The organism is Pseudoteredinibacter isoporae (genome assembly GCF_040372805.1).
GTDB lineage: Bacteria > Pseudomonadota > Gammaproteobacteria > Pseudomonadales > Cellvibrionaceae > Pseudoteredinibacter > Pseudoteredinibacter isoporae_A.
The window spans coordinates 132,924-158,906 of sequence record NZ_BAABWJ010000006.1 but is presented as its reverse complement, the minus strand read 5'-3'; the positions used below and the strand labels follow the sequence as shown (position 1 = coordinate 158,906).

Annotated in this window: 25 protein-coding genes; 16 read left to right on the top strand and 9 right to left on the bottom strand. The window is 49.9% G+C overall.

What is annotated here, in order from left to right; genetic code table 11:
- Positions 1-9 precede the first annotated feature (9 nt).
- On the bottom strand, positions 10-321 hold the full coding sequence (locus ABWW03_RS13360) for an antibiotic biosynthesis monooxygenase family protein (RefSeq protein WP_353408870.1): 312 nt from the start codon (positions 319-321) through the stop codon (positions 10-12).
- Positions 318-704, bottom strand: a complete 387-nt coding sequence (locus ABWW03_RS13355) for an NIPSNAP family protein (protein ID WP_353408868.1) — start codon at positions 702-704, stop codon at positions 318-320. Before ABWW03_RS13355 ends, ABWW03_RS13360 begins: the two co-directional genes overlap by 4 nt.
- 67 nt (positions 705-771) lie before the next feature.
- Here ABWW03_RS13355 and ABWW03_RS13350 point away from each other — a divergent pair, with 67 nt between their 5' ends.
- Positions 772-1,455: a winged helix-turn-helix domain-containing protein gene (locus ABWW03_RS13350; protein WP_353408866.1), complete on the top strand. Its 684-nt coding sequence runs from the start codon at positions 772-774 to the stop codon at positions 1,453-1,455.
- 86 nt (positions 1,456-1,541) lie between these two features.
- On the opposite strand, the gene ABWW03_RS13345 is transcribed toward ABWW03_RS13350, so the two are convergent.
- Both ABWW03_RS13345 and ABWW03_RS13340 read right to left on the bottom strand, forming a co-directional pair.
- Positions 1,542-2,123 carry a YceI family protein gene (locus ABWW03_RS13345; RefSeq protein WP_353408864.1) on the bottom strand — a complete coding sequence of 194 codons (582 nt, stop codon included), beginning with the start codon at positions 2,121-2,123 and terminating at the stop codon, positions 1,542-1,544.
- Between the two features lie 23 nt (positions 2,124-2,146).
- Positions 2,147-2,698: a cytochrome b gene (locus ABWW03_RS13340; RefSeq protein WP_353408862.1), complete on the bottom strand. Its 552-nt coding sequence runs from the start codon at positions 2,696-2,698 to the stop codon at positions 2,147-2,149.
- A gap of 135 nt (positions 2,699-2,833) precedes the next feature.
- Between ABWW03_RS13340 and ABWW03_RS13335 the strand changes: the two genes are divergently transcribed.
- Positions 2,834-3,766: a LysR family transcriptional regulator gene (locus tag ABWW03_RS13335; RefSeq protein ID WP_353408860.1), complete on the top strand. Its 933-nt coding sequence runs from the start codon at positions 2,834-2,836 to the stop codon at positions 3,764-3,766.
- Positions 3,767-3,832: 66 nt separating this feature from the next.
- On the opposite strand, the gene ABWW03_RS13330 is transcribed toward ABWW03_RS13335, so the two are convergent.
- From ABWW03_RS13330 to ABWW03_RS13315, 4 genes are all read right to left on the bottom strand, one after another.
- Positions 3,833-4,732 (bottom strand): hypothetical protein, encoded by a 900-nt coding sequence (locus ABWW03_RS13330; protein WP_353408858.1) that lies wholly within the window; start codon positions 4,730-4,732, stop codon positions 3,833-3,835.
- Positions 4,733-4,853: 121 nt separating this feature from the next.
- A complete protein-coding gene (locus tag ABWW03_RS13325) occupies positions 4,854-5,627 on the bottom strand; it encodes a sulfite exporter TauE/SafE family protein (protein WP_353408856.1) in 774 nt (257 codons plus the stop codon).
- A 47-nt stretch (positions 5,628-5,674) separates the two neighbouring features.
- Complete coding sequence (gene glpE / locus ABWW03_RS13320; RefSeq protein WP_353408854.1) at positions 5,675-5,995, bottom strand: thiosulfate sulfurtransferase GlpE; 321 nt, start codon at positions 5,993-5,995, stop codon at positions 5,675-5,677.
- Between the two features lie 207 nt (positions 5,996-6,202).
- The gene (locus tag ABWW03_RS13315) at positions 6,203-6,907 is read right to left on the bottom strand and encodes a hypothetical protein (RefSeq protein ID WP_353408852.1); all 705 of its coding nucleotides are present in this window, start codon (positions 6,905-6,907) and stop codon (positions 6,203-6,205) included.
- Between the two features lie 331 nt (positions 6,908-7,238).
- On the opposite strand from ABWW03_RS13315, the gene ABWW03_RS13310 reads away from it, so the two are divergent.
- A complete protein-coding gene (locus ABWW03_RS13310) occupies positions 7,239-7,904 on the top strand; it encodes a transglutaminase-like cysteine peptidase (RefSeq protein WP_353408850.1) in 666 nt (221 codons plus the stop codon).
- A 116-nt stretch (positions 7,905-8,020) separates the two neighbouring features.
- On the top strand, positions 8,021-8,440 hold the full coding sequence (locus ABWW03_RS13305; RefSeq protein ID WP_353408848.1) for an ExbD/TolR family protein: 420 nt from the start codon (positions 8,021-8,023) through the stop codon (positions 8,438-8,440).
- 418 nt (positions 8,441-8,858) lie between these two features.
- Here the strand turns inward: ABWW03_RS13305 and gltA are convergent, their stop codons facing one another.
- The gene (gene gltA, locus ABWW03_RS13300; protein ID WP_353408846.1) at positions 8,859-10,148 is read right to left on the bottom strand and encodes a citrate synthase; all 1,290 of its coding nucleotides are present in this window, start codon (positions 10,146-10,148) and stop codon (positions 8,859-8,861) included.
- 615 nt (positions 10,149-10,763) lie between these two features.
- On the opposite strand from gltA, the gene sdhC reads away from it, so the two are divergent.
- The 12 genes from sdhC (at position 10,764) to ABWW03_RS13240 (ending at position 25,957) form a co-directional block, all read left to right on the top strand.
- Positions 10,764-11,138, top strand: a complete 375-nt coding sequence (gene sdhC, locus ABWW03_RS13295) for a succinate dehydrogenase, cytochrome b556 subunit (protein WP_353408844.1) — start codon at positions 10,764-10,766, stop codon at positions 11,136-11,138.
- A complete protein-coding gene (sdhD, locus tag ABWW03_RS13290; RefSeq protein WP_353408842.1) occupies positions 11,132-11,500 on the top strand; it encodes a succinate dehydrogenase, hydrophobic membrane anchor protein in 369 nt (122 codons plus the stop codon). The genes sdhC and sdhD overlap by 7 nt, the downstream gene beginning before the upstream one ends.
- 3 nt (positions 11,501-11,503) lie before the next feature.
- Positions 11,504-13,276: a succinate dehydrogenase flavoprotein subunit gene (gene sdhA, locus ABWW03_RS13285; RefSeq protein WP_353408840.1), complete on the top strand. Its 1,773-nt coding sequence runs from the start codon at positions 11,504-11,506 to the stop codon at positions 13,274-13,276.
- Positions 13,277-13,292: 16 nt separating this feature from the next.
- Positions 13,293-13,997, top strand: a complete 705-nt coding sequence (locus ABWW03_RS13280; RefSeq protein ID WP_353408838.1) for a succinate dehydrogenase iron-sulfur subunit — start codon at positions 13,293-13,295, stop codon at positions 13,995-13,997.
- 946 nt (positions 13,998-14,943) lie between these two features.
- Complete coding sequence (locus tag ABWW03_RS13275; RefSeq protein ID WP_353408836.1) at positions 14,944-17,784, top strand: 2-oxoglutarate dehydrogenase E1 component; 2,841 nt, start codon at positions 14,944-14,946, stop codon at positions 17,782-17,784.
- Between the two features lie 86 nt (positions 17,785-17,870).
- Positions 17,871-19,088 carry a 2-oxoglutarate dehydrogenase complex dihydrolipoyllysine-residue succinyltransferase gene (odhB, locus tag ABWW03_RS13270; RefSeq protein WP_353408834.1) on the top strand — a complete coding sequence of 406 codons (1,218 nt, stop codon included), beginning with the start codon at positions 17,871-17,873 and terminating at the stop codon, positions 19,086-19,088.
- Between the two features lie 90 nt (positions 19,089-19,178).
- Positions 19,179-20,624 (top strand): dihydrolipoyl dehydrogenase, encoded by a 1,446-nt coding sequence (gene lpdA, locus ABWW03_RS13265; RefSeq protein WP_353408832.1) that lies wholly within the window; start codon positions 19,179-19,181, stop codon positions 20,622-20,624.
- Between the two features lie 249 nt (positions 20,625-20,873).
- Positions 20,874-22,040, top strand: a complete 1,167-nt coding sequence (gene sucC, locus ABWW03_RS13260) for an ADP-forming succinate--CoA ligase subunit beta (RefSeq protein ID WP_353408830.1) — start codon at positions 20,874-20,876, stop codon at positions 22,038-22,040.
- Positions 22,041-22,913 (top strand): succinate--CoA ligase subunit alpha, encoded by an 873-nt coding sequence (sucD, locus tag ABWW03_RS13255; RefSeq protein ID WP_166847991.1) that lies wholly within the window; start codon positions 22,041-22,043, stop codon positions 22,911-22,913.
- Positions 22,914-23,171: 258 nt separating this feature from the next.
- Positions 23,172-24,098: a hypothetical protein gene (locus ABWW03_RS13250; RefSeq protein ID WP_353408828.1), complete on the top strand. Its 927-nt coding sequence runs from the start codon at positions 23,172-23,174 to the stop codon at positions 24,096-24,098.
- A gap of 74 nt (positions 24,099-24,172) precedes the next feature.
- Complete coding sequence (locus ABWW03_RS13245; RefSeq protein WP_353408826.1) at positions 24,173-24,526, top strand: rhodanese-like domain-containing protein; 354 nt, start codon at positions 24,173-24,175, stop codon at positions 24,524-24,526.
- A gap of 96 nt (positions 24,527-24,622) precedes the next feature.
- A complete protein-coding gene (locus tag ABWW03_RS13240; protein ID WP_353408824.1) occupies positions 24,623-25,957 on the top strand; it encodes a class II 3-deoxy-7-phosphoheptulonate synthase in 1,335 nt (444 codons plus the stop codon).
- Positions 25,958-25,983: the final 26 nt, after the last annotated feature.

The following is a 25,983-nucleotide window of genomic DNA, read 5'->3' as shown; positions in this document are numbered from 1 at the left end:
TTACCCCATTTATTGCTTAGCTTGCCAGTCGTAGTCACGAATTACCTCGCCGACTCTTATTCGGAAGTACTTAAAGACTTCCCGCTTACCTCTTTTTTGTGCCGTTTGGTGTTGAACATGTGTTTTACAATGTTGGGCTGCGGCTTCGTTTTCCCAGAAAGACAGCGATAAATATTTGTTTGTATCGGTGAGACTTTGAAATCGTTCCACCGAAACAAAGCCTTCAATATTGCTGAGTTCCTGCTTTAATTCCTGTGCTATGGAGAAATAAAGCTCTTTGTTCTCCGCTTTGGGGATTACCTCGAACAGTACGGCGATCATTGCTGTTGCCCTATGGGGTTGCGTTTATAGGTAGAAGGAAGCACCTCCAGAAAGCTACGCTTTTCACTCAGAATAAATTGCTCGCGTTGTGCGAAATCAAAGTTGCTCTTTCCCTCCTTCGACTCGCGTAAGCGAGTACGATAGCGTTCATAATCTGCCAGGCAATCGAAGCTGATCAATCCAAAGGTGGTATTATTGGTACCCTCGTGGGGTAGAAAGTAACCCAGTAGTTCTCCTCCGCACTGGGGAATGATCTTTCCCCAGTTGTCGGCATATTGCTGGAATTGCTCTCGTTTGAATGGGTCGATTTGGTATTCAATAAAACAGGTGATCTTCAAAGTGCTTGTCTCCATATCCGTTTTTTGGCAGTCTAATTTATTCATTACGTGACGCTTCGGCGGCGGTCGAACTGTTGGGGAATTCAGGCGTTTTAATGGCAGAGAAAACAAGATGGAACCCAATATAGCTTATATAGCCAAGCTGATCGGAGACCCTGCGCGTTCCAAAATGCTGACTGCCCTAATGAGTGGGAAAGCCCTTTCCGCAACAGAACTGTCATTGGAAGCTGGAATTACCGCCCAAACTGCAAGCAGTCACCTTGGCAAGTTGCTTGAGGGCGAATTGATTGTGGTCAGGAAGCAGGGGCGCCATAAATATTTCCAACTTCGCTGCGCTGAGGTTGCGGAGCTCATTGAGCAAATGTTGAATATCGGTGCGAAGGTGTCCGTAGCGAATATATCAACTGGACCAAAGGATGAGCGACTAAGAAAATCCAGGGTTTGCTACGATCATCTGGCCGGTGAGGTGGCGGTGCAGTTGTTTGATGCGTTGGTGGCGAAAGGCTGCTTTATCGAGCGAGACTATGAACTTGTGCTTACGGAATTAGGACGAACTTTTTTCAAGCGCTTAGGTGCCGATTTTGACGTGTTGAGAAGTTCCCGCAGACCCTTATGCAAGTCTTGTCTGGATTGGAGCGAGAGACGAAGCCATCTTGCTGGAAGCTTAGGGAAGTGGGTGTTACATGATGCTATAGGCCGATCCTGGGCAAAACAGGATCTTGATTCAAGGGCGATTCGGTTTACCGAAAAAGGATTTCAGGCCTTTGCCAAACAATATGGAATGGAAGCTCCATAGTAGAAAACACCGTGGCGTTCGAAAGTTCTACGCCCATAAAAAAGGCCAGCGTATAAGCTGGCCTTTTATTGATCGCCGCAAATGAATTACTTGCGAATGCCTTCAACCAACAGTTCCAGTTCTACATGAGTAGAAGCCGGGCCCAGATTGTAGGTCATGCCGTAGTCAGCCAGTTTCAGTGTGGTCGCGCCGGCGAAGCCCGCGCGGTAACCGCCCCATGGGTCTTTACCTTCGCCCAGCTTTTCTACAGGGAAGCTAATGGTTTTGCTGACGCCGTGCAGGGTCAATGTACCGGTAACGGTACCTTCGGTGGGGCTTGAAAATTCGATTTTCTCACTCACAAAACTGGCTTTAGGGAATTTTTTAACGTTCAGAAAATCCTCACCGCGTAAATGCTTGTCGCGCTCAGCGTGGTTGGAATCAATGCTGTTGGTGTCGATTTCAATATTGATCTTACTGGCGTTAGGCGTTTTTTCGTCCCAGCTAAATTGGCCGTCAAAAGTGTTGAAGCGGCCAGTCAACCAGCTGTAACCCAGGTGCTTGATTTTGAAGTTGATAAAAGCGTGGGCACCTTTAATGTCCACCTGGTAATCCGCGGCGCTAGCCTGGATGCTGGCCACGGCAGTGGCGGCGATAGCGGTAAATTTCATCAAGTTTTTAACGATCATAATGCTTCCTTAACTATAGGCATTTACTGTGCTTTTTGAGGCCACAGCATGCGTTTAAGTGTATTGTCTTTCAAAATAAAGTGGTGCTGCAGGGCAGCGAGGGCGTGTATGCCCACTAAAACCATCAAGCTCCAGGCTAATAACCAGTGAATCTCGCCGGCAATATCTTCTTGTTGTTCAAAAGCAATGGGCAAGGCTGGTACAGAAACCAGACCAAATACCTCTATGCCTCGGCCGTCGGCGGTCGATATTAAATAACCACTCACCATCAGCACCAGTAAAACAAGGTAAAGCAATCCATGGGTAAGATGGGCGACCAACTTCTGCCAGGATTTATCGGCAATCACCTCGGGGCTGACCTGGGTTTGTTTCCATATCAGGCGAACCACGTAGACTAAGGCCAATACCAAACCCACGCTCTTATGCAAATCCATGGTGCTTCGGTACCAAGGGTCGTAGTACCCAAGGTCGACCATATACAAGCCGAGGCCAAACAGACCAAAAATGCTCAAAGCCATGGCCCAGTGCAGACCGATGCTTACCCAGCCATAGCCGTTGTTTGTGTTGCGAATCATTCTTACCTCCAGAAGTTGCACACTTTACCTTGCTTTGTTCTTGAAGGCTATTCAATAATTTATAAAATAGATGTTCATATTTGAACAAATCTTTTGTTTAGCAGTCTATCTGGACGGCCATTGGGGAGGAAATGGATGGCGAAGAGTGAAGCGGTAGTCTTGAGCCGTCGAGACATTAGTTGGGACCTTTACCGGGTTGCGTATCAAGTGGCGATCTCGGGTTCATTGAATAAGGCCGCCAAAACCCTTGGCACCAGCCATGCAACGGTGCTTCGGGACATCAATCGTTTGGAGGAGAGCCTGAGTATCAAACTGTTTTTGAGGCATCAGCGTGGCTATCAGCTCAGCGATGCCGGGCGCGTGTTGATGCAGGGCTTGCCGGATATTCAGCAGATGTTCTCCCAGTTGGACAGCCAAATGGAAGCTGTCACCAATGCGGCGAGTGGTAAGCTGAACATTACTTGCTTGCCAGACCATGTGTCCTTGATTACCCCGGCCATCAAAAAGATGCGCGAACGCTACCCAAGTATGAGTATACGTCTGCTGACCACCGATGAAATTATTTCGCCTGCCATCGGTATCACCCATGTATCACTCAGAGCTGGGAGCCAACCCAAAGGGGCCGATATCATTGCCCGCCGCTTATTCGCTTTCAAAATGGGCCTGTACTGCCATAAGGAATATATTGCCAAACGGGGATTGCCTCAAAGTGTGGAGGAGTTTGAGCAGCATGATTGGCTCTTGCCCTCCGCTGAGAAGAAGCACATTCCCTTCGTGAAGCACATTCTGGATCGCGTTCCAGCGCAGGCAATTGTTCTGCAGAGTAACCATTTTTCGGATCTGGATTGGGCGATTAAGGCGGGCATGGGAATTGGTCTTATGGCGGAGTTTAAAACGCTCGCGAACGAGGATCTTGTTGGGCTGCCGTATACGTTGCCGGCCTCCCTAAGCCAGGATGGCCTATGGTTTGTGTATCATCGAAACTATGTTGGTAACATCAAGATTACGGCGCTTCAGGATTGCTTAGAGGACTGTTTTCGTCCTCTCACGGATCGATCTTCTACCTAACGGCCCAACTGGACTTTGGTGTGGAACCCTGGGGATGGGCCCTGCTTATATCAGGGCCTTGGTTGGCTAGGGGGCAATTCCTATCATGACGTCTTTGTAGCTCTCCTGGCTGTTCGCCGGGGTCAGCGAAAATCGGCCGTTGATAACGCCGTCGCTTCCATTCACGCCCAATGTTGCCGTGTAGCGTCCGTTTTCGTGCGCGCAGTTGTAGCTTCCTTCGCTTTCAATACCTGAAAAGCTGAAGCTGATGTTCCCACTGTAGGTGCACTGCCCAAAGGTGTCACTGTGTCGAGTCATTTCGAAGGCTTGGCGGCTGATATTAAAGCTGAATTCTGATGGGTCTCGTTGAGGAAAGACTTCTTCTCCCTGTTTCATGCCTCGTCCATAGCCTGAAAATGAGCGGTTATATTGCACCACGGTAAAACCGGTGTTGAGTGCGTTGCGGTAACTCCTGCGAGCGGTAAAGGCCTGTTTGGCGGTTTCCCATTCCAACTCCAAGGCATCACCTGGTTTGGGGAAATCGTAAACAAAACCCTGAGCCGCTAAGTCGGAACGAAATTCGGTCGTTGGGCCGGCTGGGCGCAGCGTACTGAACAGGCGCTGGGCAAATAACTCGCCGTCCGCATAAACACTGATGCTGTGATTGCCTTCATGGAGTGAGCCATAGTTGTAGAGCAGGGAGAAACCACTTTCACTGTGCCCGCACTCGGATTCGGTATCGGGTCTTTGGGTGCCGGTACCGGCCAAGCCAATGCTTTTGCCGTCAATAAAGACTTCGATTTCCTGTGCGCTGCAATGCCAGCCACTGATAACGGAAACGCCCGACTCGACTTTTTTGGCAACCGGGTTCTCCAATTGGCTCTGAGCAAGGCTGTTGTGCGTGAAGCCCATGGCCAGGGTCAGGATGAGTAGGCCTCGAGTATTTGAACGATGTTTCAGGGGGCTGAGTGTGGATCGAACTGACATGAATTCACCTCCATTTGTGATTCTGTATCCTTAGACGGTGACTCTACCCACTTTTACTCAAAATGACATAACACCTTAGTCGCAGATTTCAATGGGTTACCTGGAAAATGACGACTGGCGCTTAGGCGATGACCTGATATAGGCCCACAAAACAAATACTCAAAAGGGCAAAGCCAATCACCCGGAAAAACATAACGGGTTCTGCTTGTTGCAGGCGACGGTGAAGCTTCAAGCCTATCCAATGACCCAGAGCAACGGGTGGGAGTAAATACACCGCGTGTTTGAGCTGCAGATCCAATCCCACCCAAATGAAGGCGACCATTTTGATGGCGACTAGAATAACCCACAGCACAAACAGGGTATCGCGCAACTGATTCTTGTGAACGTGTTTACTGAAGACGGCAATAATAAGTGGGGCGCCAATCAACGAGGTTCCGCTGATATACCCACCCAAGATCAGAAACACAGTGTCCAACCAGGGGCGTTGGCTTTTGAACGGTTTGTTAAAAATATAACTGAGAGAATAAGCAAAAACGATCACAAAAATAATGCCGCTCAATACATCGTTCGGTAAGCTGATTAAGCCAAGTACTCCCACAATTTTGGGAATAATCATAATGGCCATGGCTTTTTTGAGGTATGCCCAGTTTACCGGACTGGTGTCGTTTTGCGGGTCTTTGCGATACTGTTGTTGGCCACGTAAAACGGTGAGGCCACCAAACAGCAGTAAATGCACCGAAATAATCGGTAGATAAACTTGAGGGCGATCATCGATTAGCAGCAGAAAGGGCAGAGACAGAACGGCGCCACCGAAGCCTAAGCCTGAACGAACAATTCCACTCCACACAAAGACCAGCGCGATGAGGGCATATTGACTTAAGCTGAGGGCGTCCATGAATTGGGGGCTCTAATCTATACTGACTTGGGGCGAATGATGGTGTGCTAAGCAGTTTCTACGTGTTGAGGGAACAAGGTTCGCCACTCCTCCATGCCACCATCCAGGCTGTAGATATCAGTGAAATCTTTTTGCGCAAGAAAGGCCGCCGCTTGCTGGCTGCTGTTTCCATGATAACAGATCACAATGGTTGACTGGTCAGGGTCTGCTTCCAATAAAAATTCATCGAGGTTGCGATCACTTAAATGAACTGAGCCTGGAATACGGCCAAGGCTATAGGATTGGGGGTCACGAATATCTACCAGTTGGCACGCCTCTTTTTCAAGACGTTCATTGAGTTCCTGGCAGCTGATGTGTTGAAAATTCATGGGAGAGACTCTACTTAACAACGGGCCTATTGTATCCCCAATAGGCTCTCGACAACAGCAAACTTGAACGATAATGAAAAGAAGCCTGATCAATACTGGGGCTTCATGAGTGCGATGGGATGTTGTGAAATTCAGGCTTTTAGAATGGGCCGATAAAAAAGGCCGGTAGAGTCTGGGGCGAAGCTCTGTGCATCGCCCCAGTTGACACTAAACGGTGGTGCCGTCGAGTAAAGTGGTGAGGTTGCGGTCCAGGTTTTTAACCCAACGACGAATAATGCGCTTCGCTTCGCTGCGATTGAACACGCTGCTGGCATTGCGCAGCTGATGGTATTCCGTGGCTTCGCGTTTCGAGCGAATGGTGCCTAATAGCTCGCCATTGGAGCCGTCGAAGACATCCAGAAGCAGGGTGGCTTTCCCAGCAGAATACACTTTGAGGCGTCGGCTGGCGTTGCTGTGTTTCAAATCAGGGGCATTGATCACCAGGTCGACGATACGAGGTTTGAGAACCAGTGTCTTAGCCGTGGCGTCGCTGCTCAGGGCCAGGCGGCTATGTTCTGGGATCAGCTTACTGAACTCTTCATCGAAGAGTTCAGCGGTCTTTTGGCGCAGCTCGTCTTCATCCTGTTTGCTGATGTGGTTGGACAAGGAATTTCTGTCCAGATTGTAATCCCGTCGCCAATTGCGACGGAACGTGACACTGACTGGATGCAGCTGAATGTGATCGAAAACCTCACTGGATCGGGGAGTGGCTTCCAGAGCCTTGCTGCGATGGATTTGCAGCCGTGACTGATCGACAATCAGAGACATCTCCGGTTTGGGTTCAGATGCTTCGTCATCAGAGGTATTTGCGAAGCCTGGGCTGGTTAGTGCATATAGGCACAGGCCAATGCATAGAGACTGTATGGATTTCATGGTTAACTCCTATCACGAATCGGACCCAGTCGCTGGTGAAAGCACTATGGTCCTAGCTTGTCTGCTTCGACTGCACGTCTGTACAAAAATTCCCAGCCGGCGGCTATTTCCCTTGATTTGCCTATCATGACTGTCGTCAGGGCGATTGGCCAAGCATCACAATCTGGGCTAAACCTTAGTTAGGGTGTCGTTTCAAGGCTTCAGAATTGTCGTTTCCGGCCGCTAAAAAGCGATAAGCAGTATGCCAGCTTTTGCGGTGCCGAGAAGGCCCATTGGCATCGATAATTACATTACCCGTCAAAAATAGGGTTTGAATCAAGGAGCGAGCGCTTTGTATCGATTAAAGTGCCCAATTTTTAGTCTGTCCATGTTGATGTTTGCCGGTCCAGTCATGGCCCAGTATATGGATGGCATCAACGATCAGGTCTTGAGTCGGGTGGCGTCGAAATATGGAACGGATGCTCGAACCCGTGTGGCAGATTGGAAAAAGTTAATGGATAACAATGCTGACCCGCAAAATGCGGTCAGTGAAAATCAAAAACTGAAGTCCTCAAATGGCTTTTTCAATAAGATACGCTGGGTCAGCGATCAGAAGCATTGGGGTAGGGAAGACTACTGGGCCACTCCGATTGAAATGTTGGGCACGAATGGTGGTGACTGTGAGGATTATTCCATTGCCAAGTATTTCACGCTGAAGGACACGGATGTATCGACCAGCAAGTTGCGCATCACCTATGTTAAGGCCATTGAATACAATCAGGCCCATATGGTGCTGGCATACTATAAAACGCCTGATGCCGAACCCCTGATTATGGACAACATCAACTTGCGGATTCTGCCTGCGTCTCAGCGAACGGATTTGCTGCCGGTATATAGCTTTAATGGTGAAAACCTGTGGTTGGCCAAGGCGCGCGGAAAAAAGTTAAAAGCCAGCAGTCAACGCAGTTTGCCACAATGGCGAAAGTTGAATGAAAAGTTATTGGCCGAAGTCATGTAGGTGATTTGCCAAAAAACTTGGATGCAGCAGTATGTTTTTATTCTTGGCGCTTGTCGTTTTGCCTGTTCAAGAGCTACTATCAAAGTGCACTTAAGCAAAATAGTAGAGGTGAAGCGATGATTCGACGTAAAAAACCGATGGTTGATTCTACCGATAAGGCCGAAATCGATCTGACTCCTATGCTTGATGTTGTATTCATCATGCTTATTTTCTTCATTGTGACAGCTTCTTTTGTTAAAGAGGTTGGGATCGCCGTCAATGTGCCGGAGCCCAATAAGGAGCCAATGCCACCTTCGTTAGAAAATATTCTGATTGAGGTGAGTGCCACAAATGAAATCTGGATGGAAGGGCGTCGAGTGGATGTCCGTGCCGTGCGGGCCAATGTAGAACGCCTGCACGCTGAAAATCCGAAAGCTTCCGTCATTGTAAAAGCCGATGGAAAATCCAGTACCAAAACCTATATCGCAATTGCTGATGCGGCGCGCGCCGCCAATGTATTCAATATTTCTCTTGTGCCAGATTTGGCATTGAATTAAACAAACGTAGCTGTGGTAAAAACCATTTTCCATCTATGATGGCGGTCTATTATCCTGCTCCTAAAGGCGAGGGATAATAGGGAGCCATCAATTGCTGCGGCCACTCTGCTTGAGATTCCCTGAACTTTTTATTTTGTCCCTGCTTCGAGAGAAAACAGTTTTGACGTCGAAAGTTAGGCGCTAGAAATGTGGCTTTGGGGTTAAGCCTCTATAAGATTCGATGGCTGGTTTTCGCAGTTAAAGTGATCGTTCACGAATTTAAATTGTGGTGAGATGAGCCGGGGGAAGCGGTCTCTTTGGCAGGCCTTGTTTCATAAACATGAGCTGTTTTCAAGGGGCCAAAAACAACAAAACCCCGATGCAATCATCGAGGTTTTGTTGAGAAGAACCGACCTGCTGTCGTGGTTCCTGCCGCGTATTATCGCTTGTCTAAAGGCTGATAATCGCGCGAGGCGTAGCCGGTGTACAGCTGACGAGGACGACCAATCTTGTAAGGATTGGAAATCATTTCGTGCCAGTGTGCGATCCAACCTACGGTACGGCCGGTGGCGAAAATCACGGTGAACATATCGGTTGGGATACCGATTGCTTTCATGATAATACCGGAGTAGAAATCAACGTTTGGATACAGTTTCTTCTCAATGAAGTACTCGTCTTCCAAAGCGATTTCTTCCAGGCGCTTGGCGATAGCCAGCAGAGGATCGTTTTCCAGACCCAGCTCAGCCAATACTTCGTCACAGCTTTCTTTCATGACTTTGGCGCGAGGGTCAAAGTTTTTGTATACACGGTGACCGAAGCCCATCAGACGGAATGGATCGTTCTTGTCTTTCGCACGAGCAACAAACTCATCGATACGATCTACGCTGCCGATTTCTTCCAGCATGGTCAATACCGCTTCGTTTGCACCACCGTGAGCAGGCCCCCACAGGGTGGCGATGCCCGCAGCAATACACGCGAATGGATTGGCACCAGAAGAGCCCGCCAAGCGAACGGTAGAAGTGGATGCATTCTGCTCGTGATCAGCGTGCAACAAGAAGATCTTGTCCATGGCGCGAGCCAGTACAGGATTCACCTTAGGCTCATCGCAAGGCGTACCAAACATCATGTGCAAGAAGTTTTCTGAGTAAGACAGATCATTGCGTGGGTACATGAAGGGTTGACCAATGTGATGCTTATAGCACATGGCGGCCAGGGTAGGCATTTTAGCGATCAAACGGTGTGCGGAAATCTTACGGTGTTCTTCGTCAGTAATGTCCAGCGAATCATGGTAGAACGAAGCGAGTGCGCCTACAGCGCCACACATAATGGACATTGGGTGAGCGTCACTGCGGAAGCCGCGGAAGAAACGAGAAATGTTTTCGTGCACCATTGTGTGATGGGTAATGGTGTTAACAAATTCGTCTTTCTGCTCTTTGTTAGGCAGTTCGCCATTTAATAACAAGTAGCAAGTTTCCAGGTAATCAGAGTGTTCGGCCAACTGATCAATTGGGTAGCCTCGGTGCAACAACACACCGGCGCCGCCATCAATGTAGGTGATTTTGGAATCACAAGCGGCGGTGGCCATAAAGCCCGGATCGTAAGTGAAGTAGCCTTTGGAAGTTAAGCTGCTAACATCGATCACGTCTGGACCGACGCTGCCAGAGTACATTGGCAGTTCTATGGTTTGCTCTAAACCGTCGACCGAAAGGGTAGCTTTCTTATCAGTCATTACGGGCTCCTATTTCTGCTGTAAATTCTGCTTCAAGTTCGCAGTGCATGGCGTCGCCATATTTGCTATCCGTACGAGAACAACACTGCACATTTATGCGGCCTTTTGAGGTGAAAATTCGCTAAAATTCTCCACTTAGGCTCTAATTCGGTGGACAACTATAAGCGCCGGTGTGTCAAAGTCAATGATCTAAAGCGGATAATCTATGGCTTTTTCGACTTAAGTATAGCCTTTAAAAAGTTCTCAGCGGGCCAAAGCGGCGCATTTGCTCGCTTTGCTGGATATGGGACTAAAGTGTTATTTAAGGCGACAAAATTTTCGCTTTGTTTATTGTTTGTACGAATTTCTTTCTTACATGTGAACTATTCTCAGTAAGTTCATATTTTTCTTAGACATTTGGCCATATAAATCCCTTTTCATTTGTAATTTTACAGTGTGATCTCTATAATTCCGCGCGATCTTGCAGGGGGGTAGATGGCATTAACCGTGCTCTTTACCTATGCTAGGGAGGTGAATTTTAAGGGCTCAAGCCTTTTTAAGACGTCTCAAACCCGCCCCCGAGTTTTGCAGCCATAGCGTGTAGCAAAAACCGGGCACAATAGGTGTGATACAACCGTGAAAAAAAACAGACCTGTCAATCTCGACATTTCAACGATAAAACTACCCATCACCGCCTACGTTTCCATTCTTCACCGTGTTTCTGGTGTGGCCTTGTTTGCCGGCGTAGCCATTTTGCTTTGGATGCTCGATAAGAGCCTGTCATCCGCAAATGGTTTTGCTGAATTGCAGGACACTCTGAACAGTCCTTTGTGCCAATTCATTATTTGGTTGACGCTGGCCGGACTGGTTTATCACATGGTAGCAGGTATTCGTCACCTGATTATGGATGCTGGTATTGGTGAAGACCTTGAAGGTGGCCAGAAGGGCGCGAAAATCGCCATTGCCGTCATCGCTGTATTGATTCTGCTTGCGGGGGTTTGGGTATGGTAACTGCAGTTACAAGTTTTGGCCGTAGTGGCTTATATGACTGGATGATTCAGCGCGTAAGTGCCGTTGTGATGGCCGCTTACACTATCTTCCTTGCCGCTTTTATTCTTTTGACTCCAGAGTTGACCTACGAGATTTGGAAGGGACTGTACGCCACCCTGTGGATGCGTGTTTTCTCCTTAATTACTTTGTTGTCAATTGCCGCACACGCCTGGATTGGTTTGTGGGCTGTATTGACCGACTACTTAACTACCCGACTGATGGGCAACAAAGCGACCATTTTGCGCGTGTTGATGCAGATGGTTCTGGGCTTGATTACCGTTACCTATGTCGTTTGGGGCATAGAGATTCTCTGGGGGGTTTAACACATGGCGAATATGCGCACGATTTCATTTGACGGCATCGTTATTGGCGGTGGCGGCGCAGGTATGCGCGCAGCTTTACAGCTGGCCCAGTCTGGTTACAAGACTGCGGTGATTACAAAAGTATTTCCGACTCGCTCTCATACTGTATCTGCCCAGGGCGGTATCACTTGTGCCATCGCATCGGATGATCCGAATGACGATTGGCGTTGGCATATGTATGACACCGTAAAAGGCTCTGACTATATCGGTGATCAGGACGCGATCGAATATATGTGTTCTGTTGGCCCAGAAGCGGTATTTGAACTGGAGCACATGGGCCTGCCGTTTTCTCGTACTGAGAACGGCCGTATTTATCAGCGCCCATTTGGTGGGCAGTCTAAAGATTTTGGTAAAGGTGGTCAGGCAGCGCGGACTTGTGCGGCGGCTGACCGTACTGGACACGCTTTGTTGCACGCCCTGTATCAGGGCAACGTTAAAAACGACACCGTATTTTTGAATGAATGGTTTGCGATCGACATCGTTAAAAACCAAGACGGTGCGGTCGTGGGCGTTATCGCCATGAACATCGAAGACGGCGAAGTGGTGTATGTGAAGTCCAAGGCGACCGTATTCGCCACGGGTGGTGCCGGTCGTATCTACGCGTCTACAACGAATGCACACATTAACACCGGTGACGGTGTTGGTATGGCTTTGCGTGCAGGTTTTCCCGTACAAGATATCGAAATGTGGCAGTTCCACCCAACCGGTATTGCTGGTGCGGGCGTTCTGGTTACCGAAGGTTGTCGCGGTGAAGGCGGCTATCTGGTTAATAAGGATGGCGAGCGCTTCATGGAGCGTTATGCGCCGAATGCCAAAGACTTGGCTGGTCGCGATGTTGTTGCCCGTTCCATGGTTATGGAAATTCTTGAAGGGCGCGGTTGTGGCCCAGAGGGCGACCACGTATTCCTGAAGTTGGATCACCTGGGTGAAGAAACCCTGAACGCCAAGTTGCCAGGTATTCTCGAGCTGAGCCGTACTTTTGCTCACGCTGACCCAGTTAAAGTACCCATCCCTGTTGTTCCAACCTGTCACTACATGATGGGGGGCATCCCGACCAATATTGATGGCCAGGCTCTGACGACTGATGCAGAAGGTAATGATCAGGTAATTGATGGTTTCTACGCGTGTGGCGAAGTGGCTTGTGTATCGGTACACGGTGCGAACCGCTTGGGTGGTAACTCACTGTTGGATCTGGTGGTCTTCGGTCGAGCTTCTGGCTTGTTCATCGAGAAAGCGTTGCGCGAAGGTATCGAGCACCGTGAAGCCACCGATTCCGATCTGGAAGCGGCTATGGCTCGTTTGGATCGTGTGAACAATAAGAACGACGGCGAAAATGCCTCTGTTCTGCGCAAGGATCTGCAAACCACCATGCAGAATCACTTTGGTGTATTCCGCAAGGGTGAGTTTATGCAAGAGGGCATCAAGAAGCTGGCGGATCTGCGCGAGCGTATTGAAAATGTTCGCTTGGATGACAAATCCAATGCCTTTAACACTGCGCGTATTGAAGCGCTTGAGTTGCAAAACCTGCTGGAAGTTGCTGAGGCGACGGCGATTGCGGCTGAAGAGCGTAAAGAATCTCGTGGTGCCCACGCTCGTGAAGATTTCCAGGAGCGTGACGATGAGAACTGGTTGTGTCACTCCATGTACTACCCGGGCGAGAAGCGAGTTGGTAAGCGTGCAGTAAACTTTGCACCTAAAACCATGGATCACTTCGAGCCGAAGGTTCGTACCTACTAAGAGGGGAGTTGGAATCATGTTGAAAGTAGAAGTTTATCGTTACAACCCTGATACCGACGCCGAGCCATCGATGCAAACCTATGAGGTGGATACCCAGGGTAAAGATTTGATGGTGTTGGATGTACTGGAGTTGTTGAAAGAGCAAGAGCCGAGTTTGGCTTTCCGTCGCTCTTGTCGCGAAGGTGTTTGTGGTTCTGATGGCATGAACATCAACGGCAAGAATGGCCTGGCTTGTATTAAGGCTCTGTCTGAGTGTGTTGAAAATAACACCTTGGTATTGCGTCCGCTGCCCGGTTTGCCGGTTATTCGTGATCTGGTGATCGATATGTCCCAGTTCTACGAGCAGTACAAGAAGATCACGCCATTTTTGCAGAACAATGAGCCTGCGCCCGCGATTGAGCGTCTGCAGTCTCCGGAAGATCGCGCCAAGTTGGACGGTCTGTACGAGTGTATTCTGTGTGCTTGTTGTTCAACGTCTTGCCCGTCGTTCTGGTGGAATCCCGACAAGTTCATTGGTCCTGCGGGTCTGTTGCAGGCTTACCGCTTCCTGGCGGACAGTCGCGATACGGCAACCGAAGAGCGTTTGGCCAACCTGGATGACCCGTTCAGTGTGTTCCGTTGCCACGGAATCCAGAACTGTGTCTCGGTTTGCCCTAAGGGGTTGAACCCGACGCGTGCAATTGGTCACATCCGCAATATGCTGATCCAAAGCGCCACTTAATTGGGGTGCTTGGCCGCCTATGGCGGCCGCTTACAAGCGGTTTACAGAAAACCTTGGGGGTTTCGGCCTGCCAAGGTTTTCTTTTGATAAGATAACGTTGTAAAAAAACAACAATGTCTTATCAATTTTTACCCAAATTGGGTTAAAATATCGCGCCTTATTTCGCTGGCCTCGGCTATCGACTAAGGCCCAATGGGGCGAAGTGGTGATTTTGTTCTACACTATTGCTCTAAATGGAATTGAATGGGGTGCTTTTTACGCAGTTTGCGCGAAAATCCACCTGAGTTTGCGGGCTCGCTCTCGAATCGAGCTGCCAGCAGGCGACTAAGCCAAGTGCTCAGGCTCAGAATTAGCTCAAAGTAAGCTAAACCTCGGTGTCGACAACTGTATCGTCACTCAAATACTACAAGAGCCGACCCTTCGGGGATATAAAACTATATTAGTGCGGGAACCCAGCTACCCAGCCACCTGCTGCAAATAGGCGAAAGCCAAGGGCAGGGTAGTCAAAAACACAATTTATAAGCCACTGGGGTGGCGGACAACGCTGTGTCGTTTGTCTATACGAGTTAACCGCCCAAGGCTTTGTCCGGGGCGATATGTTGCAGAGGCACATCAAGTCGCTGTAACACCGGGGAAGATCCGGAAGAAGTGATGATGGGCTAGGTTCACAAGACCGAAGCCTGGGAATAGCAATACGCTAATGGTATGTAGCAGGGGTAATCTGAGCTGTGCTCAGACTATCTGTAATTAGTCGATAATATCGGCTTGGGTAACACGCGCAGCGACTCGGACTTCCGGGTCAGCGACGGCAAGAACTGACATGCTGATCGCCTTGGTGCACGGATTCTGTCATGCAGAAACCGTGGACGATTGTAAACAATCAGAAGTAATCAGTGATCTTGTATCCCGTGCAGATGGGTATGCCCCTTTTTAAGGTGGGCAATAAATGCAAGAAAGCATCATGGAGCTACTGTGGAGCACCTCCCATATTTCTGGGGGTAATGCGGCCTATGTAGAGGAACTCTACGATACATATTTACACGATCCCAATGCTGTGCCGGAAGAATGGCGCAGTTATTTCGACCAACTGCCTCGAGTTAATGGCGTTGTAACTCAGGATACCCCTCACTCTACGATTCGCCAGCACTTCGAATTGCTGGGCAAGAATCGTGCACGCCCTCTGGCCGCGCCAGGTTCAGGTGGTGTGGATATTGAGCACGAAACCAAGCAAATCAGCGTGGTTCAGTTGATCAGCTCCTACCGTTTCCGCGGTCATAAAAAAGCCAAGCTCGATCCGCTTAGCTTGATGGTGCGTGATGAAGTGCCTGATCTGGAGTTGGGTTTCCACGGATTAACACGTGCCGATCTCGATACGGTTTTCCAAACCGGCAACCTTTTTATTGGTAAAGACGAGTGCACGCTGCAGGAAATTGTTGATTCTCTGGAACAGACCTACTGCGGCTCTGTGGGCCCGGAAATCATGCACATTACCGATTTCGCTGAAAAGCAATGGTTGCAGCAGCGTTTGGAAAGTGTTCGTTCCAAACCGGTATTCAGTGAGCAGATCAAAAAAGAAATTCTTGAGCGCATGACGGCCGCTGAAGGATTGGAGCGTCACCTGGATTCGAAGTATCCAGGTACCAAACGTTTCGGCCTCGAAGGGGCTGAAAGTTTGATTCCAATTCTGGATGGCACCATTAAGCGTTGTGGCCACTTCGGTGCAAAAGAAATTGTCCTGGGTATGGCTCACCGTGGTCGTTTGAACACCCTGGTTAACGTGCTGGGTAAAAACCCGTCTGAATTGTTCGAAGAATTCGAAGGCAAGCGTTTGCTGTCTGACAGCTCCGGTGATGTGAAATACCACCAGGGTTTCTCATCCAACGTGATGACCCCCGGCGGTGAAGTTCACCTGGCCATGGCCTTTAACCCGTCTCACCTCGAAATTGCTTCTCCCGTGGTTGAGGGTTCGGTGCGTGCTCGTCAGGATCGTCGCGATGACAGCGAAGGCAATACTGTTGTCCCCATCGTTGTACACGGTGATGCGGCATTTGCCGGTCAGGGCGTGGTGATGGAGACCTTCCAGATGTCACAGACCCGTGCTTACGGTACTGGCGGTACGATTCACATCGTGTTGAACAACCAAGTGGGCTTTACTACCAGCAAACGTGAAGACTCCCGCTCAACTGAATACTGTACCGACGTGGCGAAAATGATCGAATGTCCGATCTTCCACGTGAACGGTGATGACCCTGAAGCTGTGGCCTTTGTGACGCAATTGGCTGCGGACTATCGCAACGAATTCCACAAAGATGTGGTGATCGATCTGGTGTGCTATCGCCGTCGCGGTCACAACGAAACCGATGAGCCATCAGCGACTCAGCCGTTGATGTATCAGGTGATTCGCAAACACAAATCTGCTCGTACTATTTACGCTGACCAGTTGGTGGCCGAAGGCGTAATGAGTCAGGCAGAGGCCGATGAAATGGCCAATGAATATCGCGCGCGTTTGGATCGCGGTGAACACGTTGCCCACGGTTTGGTCAGCGAGCCGGATGCGTCCATGTTTGTTGACTGGAGCCCATACATCGGCCACAACTGGCAAACGGATGGCAACACCGGTTACGACATGAAAGAGCTTCAGGAAGTGGCCAACAAGGTGGCTCATGTTCCCGATGGCATTCAAGTGCAGCGTCAGGTAAACAAAATTTACGAAGACCGCGGTAAGATGGCTCAGGGTGCGCTCTCCATTAACTGGGGTATGGGTGAAACTCTGGCTTACGCAACATTGCTGGAGCAAGGTTACCCGATTCGTATTACTGGTCAGGATGTGGGACGTGGTACTTTCTCCCACCGTCACGCGGTTGTGCACAATCAAAAGGACGCCGAAACCTATCTGCCTTTGGAGAATCTGTACGAAGGTCAGCCACCTTTTGAACTGTACGATTCCTACCTTTCTGAGGAAGCGGTATTGGCGTTTGAATACGGTTACGCGACCACCAGCCCGAAAGGCCTGGTGATCTGGGAAGCCCAGTTTGGTGATTTTGCCAATGGTGCCCAGGTGGTGATCGATCAGTTCATTACTTCTGGTGAACAGAAGTGGGGTCGCCTGTGTGGTTTGACCATGTTGTTGCCGCACGGTTATGAAGGTCAAGGTCCTGAGCATTCCTCGGCGCGTCTGGAACGCTATCTGCAGTTGTGCGCGCAGCACAACATTCAGGTTTGTATTCCGACCACACCGGCTCAGGTTTTCCATATGTTGCGTCGCCAGGCGATTCGTCCAATGCGTCGTCCTCTGGTGGTGATGTCACCGAAGTGGATTTTGCGCCACAAATTAGCGACCTCGACTCTGGAAGAGCTGTCTGAAGGCCAATTCCACAATGTGATTGGCGATAACCTTGAAGATAAAGCCAAGGTGAAACGCGTAGTATTGTGTTCCGGTAAGGTTTACTACCACTTATTGGAAGCACGTATGGAGCGCGGTCAGGAAGATGTCGCATTGGTTCGTTTGGAACAGCTGTATCCGTTCCCGGATGAAGAGCTGAAAAACGAGCTGGCCACTTATCCAAACCTGGAAGAGGTGATCTGGTGTCAGGAAGAGCCCAAGAATCAGGGCGCTTGGTACAGCAGTCAGCACCACTTCCGTCGCATCATCGAAATGGTGAACCCAAGCCTGCCGCTAGGCTTTGCGGGTCGCCCGGCGTCTGCTGCACCGGCTGCGGGTTATATGTCCCAGCACGTTGAAGAGCAGAACCGTTTTATCGATGAAGCTTTGAACTTGGATAAATAGAGCCTGGTTAAACAATTTATCAATCTCGAACCCAGATATTGACAGCGCCAGGGCGAGGGCCCTGGCCTAGAAGGAAAAACGACAAAATGACTATTGAAATTAAAACTCCTACGTTTCCAGAGTCTGTCCAAGACGGTGAAGTGGCAACCTGGCACAAGCAGCCAGGTGAAGCGGTCGCTCGTGATGAGCCTATCGTTGATATTGAAACCGACAAAGTGACCCAGGAAGTGGTGTCTCCGGTTGATGGTGTTTTAAAAGAAGTATTAAAAGCTGAAGGCGACACGGTAGTTTCTGAAGACGTGTTGGCGATCATCGAAGCCGGCGCTGTTGCGGAAGCTCCTACCGCTGCATCAGCACCCGCTGCTGCCGAAGAAGCCTCTGATGGTGATGCGATTGCCAGCCCATCCGCTCGTAAACTGGCCGACGAAAAAGGTATCGACCTGGCGGCTGTTAAAGGCACCGGTAAAGACGGCCGCATCACCAAAGAAGATGTTGCCAATCATAAAGCGGCTCCAGCCGCCGCACCGGCTGCTGCGCCGGCCGCCGCTGCGAAAGCCGCACCTGCTGCCGCTGCGAATGGCATTACTTTGCCAGCGGGTGAGCGTATCGAAAAACGTGTACCCATGACGCGCATGCGTAAGCGTATCGCAGAGCGTTTGATGGAAACCACGCAAGGTACAGCGATGTTGACCACCTTCAATGAGGTGAACATGGCGCCGGTTATGGCATTGCGATCTAAATACAAAGACATGTTTGAAAAGAGCCACAATGGCACCCGTTTGGGTTTCATGGGCTTCTTTGTAAAAGCAGCGACTGAAGCTTTGCGTCGTTTCCCGGCGGTGAATGCTTCTATCGACGGCGATGACGTGGTGTATCACGGTTATCAGGATGTGAGTGTTGCAGTCTCTACTGATAAAGGTTTGGTGGTTCCGGTTTTGCGAAACGCCGAGCACATGAGCCTTGCGGAAGTAGAAAACACCATTCGTGATTTTGGTTTGCGCGCCCGTGATGGCAAGCTGACCATGGACGAAATGACTGGGGGAACCTTCTCTATCACCAACGGTGGTGTATTCGGTTCTTTGATGTCTACCCCAATCATTAATCCGCCTCAAACGGCCATTCTGGGTATGCACAAAATCCAGGAACGTCCGATGGCAGTTAATGGTGAAGTAAAAATTCTGCCAATGATGTATCTGGCCTTGTCCTACGATCACCGTCTGGTTGATGGTAAAGACGCTGTTCAGTTCCTGGTAGCCATCAAGGATATGCTGGAAGACCCGGCTCGTATCCTGCTGGAACTGTAATCTTATTGTAAACACTCTTGCCCAGTGTAAGCAGACAAAGCCATACACTGGGCTTTTTCATATTTAGAAAGAACAAGTTGGGAATCATCTATGTCAGACAAATACGATGTGATTGTCATTGGCTCCGGCCCTGCCGGTTATGTTGCAGCCATTCGCGCTGCCCAGTTAGGTCTGAAGACCGCCTGTATTGAAAAGTGGAAAGACAGCAGCGGCGCAGGCGTTAATGGCGGCACTTGCTTGAATGTTGGCTGTATCCCATCCAAAGCTCTGTTGGATTCTTCCCACAAGTATCATGCTGCAAAATCGGACTATCAGTCTCACGGTATCAACACGGGTGATGTGAGCATTGATGTTCCTTCGATGATTGCTCGTAAAGAGAAAATTGTTAAGCAAATGTCCGGTGGTATCGCTGGTTTGTTTAAGTCCAACAAAGTGACCTCTTTGTACGGGACCGGCAAACTGCTGGCGGGTCGTCAGGTTGAGCTGACCGATAACGATGGCAATGTTTCGGTTCTGGATGCAGACAATGTGATTCTGGCGTCCGGTTCGGTTCCTGTTGATATCCCGGTTGCCCCTGTTGATGGCGACGTCATCGTCGATTCTACCGGTGCCTTGGAATTTTCCGAGGTTCCAGAGCGTTTGGGTGTTATTGGTGCAGGCGTTATCGGTTTGGAACTGGGCTCAGTGTGGGGTCGTTTGGGGTCCAAAGTGGTTTGTCTAGAAGCTCTGGACAGCTTCCTGGCCAATATGGATCAGCAGATCGCTAAAGAAACTCGCAAGATCCTGACCAAGCAAGGTCTGGATATCCGCACCAGCTGTCGTGTTACCGGCAGTGAAGTGAAGGGTAAAGAGGTTGAGGTGACTTACACCGACGCTGAAGGCAATGAGCAGAAAGAAACCTTCGACAAGCTGGTTGTTTGTGTTGGCCGTCGTCCATACACCGAAGGCCTGTTGGCTGGCGACAGCGGTGTAAACCTGGATGAGCGTGGTCTGATCTACGTAAATGATCTGTGTTCCACCAGCGCACCAGGCGTTTGGGCGATTGGTGACGTGGTTCGTGGCCCAATGCTGGCGCATAAAGGCTCAGAAGAGGGCGTTATGGTTGCCGAGCGTATTGCTGGCCAGAAGCCTCTGGTAAACTACGATATTATCCCGAGCGTTATTTACACCCACCCAGAGGTTGCGGCAGTCGGTCGTACCGAAGAGCAGGTGAAAGCGGACGGTGAAGAGTACAATGTTGGTGTATTCCCATTCGTCGCGATTGGTCGTGCAGTAGCCGCCGATGAAGCGGAAGGTATGGTGAAAATGATCGCCGACGCTAAAACCGATCGTGTACTGGGTTGCCACATTGTAGGACCAAACGCCGCTGATCTGGTTCAGCAGGTGGCTCTGGCGATGGAATTTGGTACAACCGCCGAAGATATCGGTATGACCGTATTTGGTCACCCGACTTTCTCCGAAGCGGTTAAAGAGGCGGCCCTGGCAGTGAATGGTCACGCGATCCACATGCCAAATCGCAAGCGTCGCAAGAAGTAAGCGCCGCAGGAATTTGCTCGCTCCCTGTCATTTGATATGGCAGGGCGGGCTAAAGGAATAACAACAAAACAAATGGATTTAGGGGTGTTGCCCCAGTTGTGTTCGAACTTGGCGGGAATGGCTAGGCAGCTGAATCACGTAGAGCTGCTCGAACATGACACAATTTAGGACGCTCGCGCATTGTGCACTGGCGTTGTGTAAACAGAAATATGCTGTTCGCAGCATTGGATCAATTAACGGAAAAGCATCATGAATTTGCATGAGTATCAGGCCAAACAGTTGTTTGCCGAATACGGTTTGCCGGTCTCCAAAGGGGTCGCTGCTGAGACACCCGCTGAAGCCGCAGGCGCTGCCGCTATTATCGGTGGTGACAAGTGGGTAGTAAAAGCTCAGGTTCACGCAGGTGGCCGTGGTAAGGCTGGCGGTGTAAAGCTGGTTGATAGCAAGGCGGAAATCGAAGAGTTTGCCAAGCAGTGGCTGGGCAACAACCTGGTCACTTACCAAACAGACGAAAATGGTCAGCCTGTTAGCCGTATTCTGGTTGAGTCCTGCACCGATATCGATCAGGAATTGTACCTGGGTGCAGTAGTGGACCGTTCTACTCGTCGCATTGTTTTCATGGCCTCCACCGAAGGCGGTGTAGAGATTGAAAAAGTTGCTGAAGAAACCCCTGAAAAAATCCTGAAAGCAGAAATCGACCCTCTGGTTGGCGCTCAGCCATATCAGGCTCGCGACCTGGCTTTCCAATTGGGTTTGAAAGGCGACCAGATCAAGCAGTTCACCAAAATCTTCCTGGGTCTGGCCCAAATGTTCCAGGACCACGATTTCGCACTGCTAGAAATCAACCCGCTGGTCATCACTGAGCAAGGCAATCTGCACTGCTTGGACGGTAAAATCAATATCGATTCCAACGCTCTGTATCGTCAGCCTAAGATCAAAGAAATGCACGATCCTACTCAGGAAGACGAGCGTGAAGCGCACGCCGCTAAGTGGGAACTGAACTACGTTGCACTGGATGGCAACATCGGCTGCATGGTGAACGGTGCAGGTCTGGCCATGGGTACCATGGACATTGTTAAGTTGCACGGTGGTGCACCTGCAAACTTCCTGGACGTAGGTGGCGGCGCGACCAAAGAGCGCGTTGTTGAAGCGTTCAAAATCATCTTGTCTGACGAGAGTGTTGAAGCCGTTCTGATCAACATCTTCGGCGGTATTGTTCGCTGTGACCTGATCGCTGAAGGCGTTATCGGTGCAGTTGAAGAAGTGGGCGTAAAAGTACCTGTCGTTGTACGTCTGGAAGGTAACAACGCTGAGCTGGGCGCAAAAGTACTGGCAGACAGCGGTTTGAACATTATTGCGGCAACTAGCTTGACCGATGCTGCTCAGCAGGTTGTAAAAGCTGCGGAGGGCAAATAAATGAGCGTTTTAATCGACAAGAACACTAAAGTATTGTGTCAGGGTTTCACCGGTTCTCAGGGTACTTTCCACTCTGAGCAAGCCATTGAGTACGGCACAAACATGGTTGGTGGTGTAACACCAGGCAAGGGCGGCACAACTCACTTGGGTCTGCCAGTATTCAACACCATGCGTGAAGCCGTTGAAGCGACAGGTGCTGACGCTTCTGTGATCTACGTACCTGCGCCTTTCTGTAAGGATTCTATCCTGGAAGCGGCTCACTCCGGTGTTAAGCTGATCGTTTGTATCACTGAAGGCATTCCAACACTGGACATGCTGGACGCGAAAGTGAAGTGTGACGAGTTGGGCGTTCGCCTGATCGGTCCTAACTGCCCAGGCGTAATCACTCCAGGCGAATGTAAGATCGGTATTATGCCGGGTCACATTCACTTGCCAGGTAAGGTTGGTATCGTATCTCGTTCCGGTACTCTGACTTATGAAGCGGTTAAGCAAACGACCGATTTCGGTTACGGTCAGTCTACCTGTGTTGGTATTGGTGGTGACCCGATTCCAGGTTCCAACTTCATCGACATTCTGGAAATGTTCCAGAACGATGACAAAACCGAAGCGATTGTTATGATCGGTGAAATCGGTGGTACAGCAGAAGAAGAAGCTGCAGCTTACATTAAAGAAAATGTAACCAAGCCTGTTGTTTCTTACATCGCAGGTGTTACTGCACCTCCAGGTAAGCGCATGGGTCATGCCGGTGCAATTATTTCTGGTGGTAAGGGTACTGCTGATGAGAAATTTGCTGCCCTTCAGGACGCAGGTGTTAAAACCGTACGTTCTTTGGCCGACATCGGCGAAGCATTGAAAGAAATTACCGGTTGGTAAACACTTTTGTTGCACAAAAAAGGCGGGCTATATGCCCGCCTTTTTTGTGCCTGCGTGTTGTTGCTCGTTCCGGATGCTTGAGTGTTCACTCAGAGAGTGCTGGCGTGTTGTCTTGAGCAGCAGTACACTGCTTAACAGGTGTATGGATGCTAAAACCCGATAAATTCAGGGAATGTCGTCTTGTTTCGTTTGTTCGCCTGTCTAGAATATTGTTGTGCCGCCCCTCTGCGTTCAGTTCGAAGACGTAGCCAGCTTGCTGTGTTGCTGATTGCGGTTGGCGTCAGTGTCTTTGCCAAGTCACCGAATGCCGTTGCCGATCACAAAACTGAGTCTGTTGATCTTTGGTTTTTCCAAACCAATGTGCGATACCAATTTCGCACGGAGGCGATCAGGCTTGCTCTCAGCTATACGGACAATATGACGCCGACGATTCGTCTTCGTCCATGGACTGAATCCTTAACCCAGCAACGCGCTGTCTCGGTGATACGCTCGGGACGTTACCCCATCTTTGCCACACTTACGGAACATCGCCAGTTTCGATTGCCGGAATTAGTGCGTTCAAACGATAATCTTATCGCCGGTGTTATGGGGTTTCGAGTGTTGTTGACTCAGCAGGGAGCGCTGGACAAACTCTATCAGGTAAGCACATTACGTCACCTGCGTGAACGTTTGCGCTTTGGTTTTGGTCAGCATTGGTTGGATTACTCAATCCTGCAGGCCAATGGTCTTGAGTTGGTCGGTACTCCTCACTACAGTAATTTGTTTCCGATGCTGGAGGCCGGACGTTTTGATGCAATTCCCCGTGGCCTGAATGAATTTATTGCTGAAGAGCGCTATTGGGGAGAGCGCCATCCGAGCCTTCAAAGTTTCGATGCTTACGCCTTGTATTATCCGTATCCCGTTTATTTGTATATACACAAGGACTACGAATGGATTCTGGAACGCATTAACTACGGCGTCTTTCGCGCGGAGCAAGATGGTCGGATGCGTCGTTTATTTGAAAGACATTTCGCTGATGAAATTGAATGGCTTAATACCCGGAAGCCTAAATTATTTGTGCTCCGTAATGATTTTGTTGATCCTTCACTGACGATCGAAAATGTTTGTTGGTGGGTGCCGGAAGCGCTGTTACAGCAAATTTCGCCGTCCAAGAACTGTGACAACAGAGTGAGCGCAGATCACTGATGGGTTGCATTATGGTATTTGGCTTTATTATTAGATTTTGCTAATATTATGTAAATGATTCAGGAGCCAGTATCATGTTACGCCCGATTCCAGACATTATTCGTGAAGCCCGCCAGGATTTACGTTGTTTGAGTGCTGAAGACGCCTTTGCTGAGCAGTCACTCAACCAAGGATTGATTATTGATGTTCGCGAGCCCGCGGAAGTGACCGAGCAACCCGCACCCAACTCAATCAACATACCGCGTGGAGTGTTGGAGATGACATTGTCCAACAGTCACCCTGATCCAGCCCAGACCTTGTATATTCACTGTGCTTCGGGCGCGAGAGCAACATTGGCGGCGGAACAACTGCGTCGCTTGGGGTATCGTGATGTAACGGTAATTACGTGTGCGATTGAAAACGTACGTAAAGAGCAGGGCAGCGCCTGACTTGCTTTATCTATAAACCTTTTGCCCCTTTGTTATTGTTTTGATTCGGGTACAATCCCTGCTCTTACTTTTTGCAGACGATATTGAAGTACGATCATGGATTGGACCCCCAATAGCTGGCAGCAATTCCCCATATTGCAGCAACCCAAATACCCGAATGCCGATGCCCACGCTGAAGTGCTTAAGCAAATAGCGCAACAACCTCCGTTGGTTTTTGCCAAGGAGTCCGAGAGGCTGAAGCAACAGCTTGCCGATGTGGCAATGGGCAAAGCGTTTTTGCTCCAGGGCGGGGATTGTGCGGAATCCTTCCGTGATTTTTCCGCGAATCAGATTCGCGATACCCTGAAAGTGATTCTTCAGATGGCCATTGTGTTGACCTATGCCGGTCGTAAGCCTGTGGTTAAAGTGGGGCGCATTGCGGGGCAATTTGCCAAGCCCCGTTCCTCAGACACCGAAACCCGTGATGGTTTAAGCCTCGACAGTTACCGTGGCGATATTGTGAATGCCACCGATTTTACTGAGCAGGCTCGCAACCCCGACCCTGAACGTTTGTTAAAAGCCTATCATCAGTCTACGGCGACCTTGAATTTACTGCGTTCAATGGTGCAGGGTGGTATGGCCGATCTGCACCAGGTCAGTCGCTGGAATCTGGATTTTGTTGAAGGCAACGAGCAGTGTGCACGCTATCAGGCGCTGGCCAGCCGAATTCAGGATACATTGGACTTTATGGAAGTCTGCGGTGTCACCAGCGAAACGCATCCCGCTTTATCACGTACAGATCTGTACACCTCGCACGAAGCGTTGTTGCTGGACTATGAGCAAGCCCTGACCCGCCAGGACAGTTTTTCCGGGCAGTGGTACAACTGCGCGGCGCATATGTTGTGGATTGGTGAACGCACCCGTCAACTGGATGGCGCTCATATTGAATACATGCGCGGTATTCATAACCCCATAGGGGTGAAAGTGGGGCCGAATATGCAAGCTGATGAATTGCTGGCCTTGATTGATCGTCTAAATCCTGAAAATGACGCGGGTCGCCTGACTTTGATTACTCGAATGGGAGCGGATACGATTGGAGATAAGCTCCCTCAATTGGCCAGACGCGTCGCGAGCGAAGGGCGCGCAGTGGTGTGGTCGAGCGATCCCATGCATGGGAACACGGTGACTTCAGGCAACGGTTTTAAGACCCGTTCTTTTGATGCGATCCTGAAGGAAATTCAGAACTTCTTTGCCGTGCTCAATGCCGAAGGCCAACACCCGGGCGGTGTGCACCTTGAAATGACGGGAGCCCATGTCACAGAATGTCTGGGCGGTAGCTACCATGTGAGTGAGGCTGACCTGGAAAACTGTTACCGTTCACAGTGCGACCCTCGCCTGAATGCTCAGCAAGTTCTGGAGCTCGCCTTCAATGTGGCTGACTGTCTGCGTTAACGGCAGAGAACCGGCATCGGAAGTCA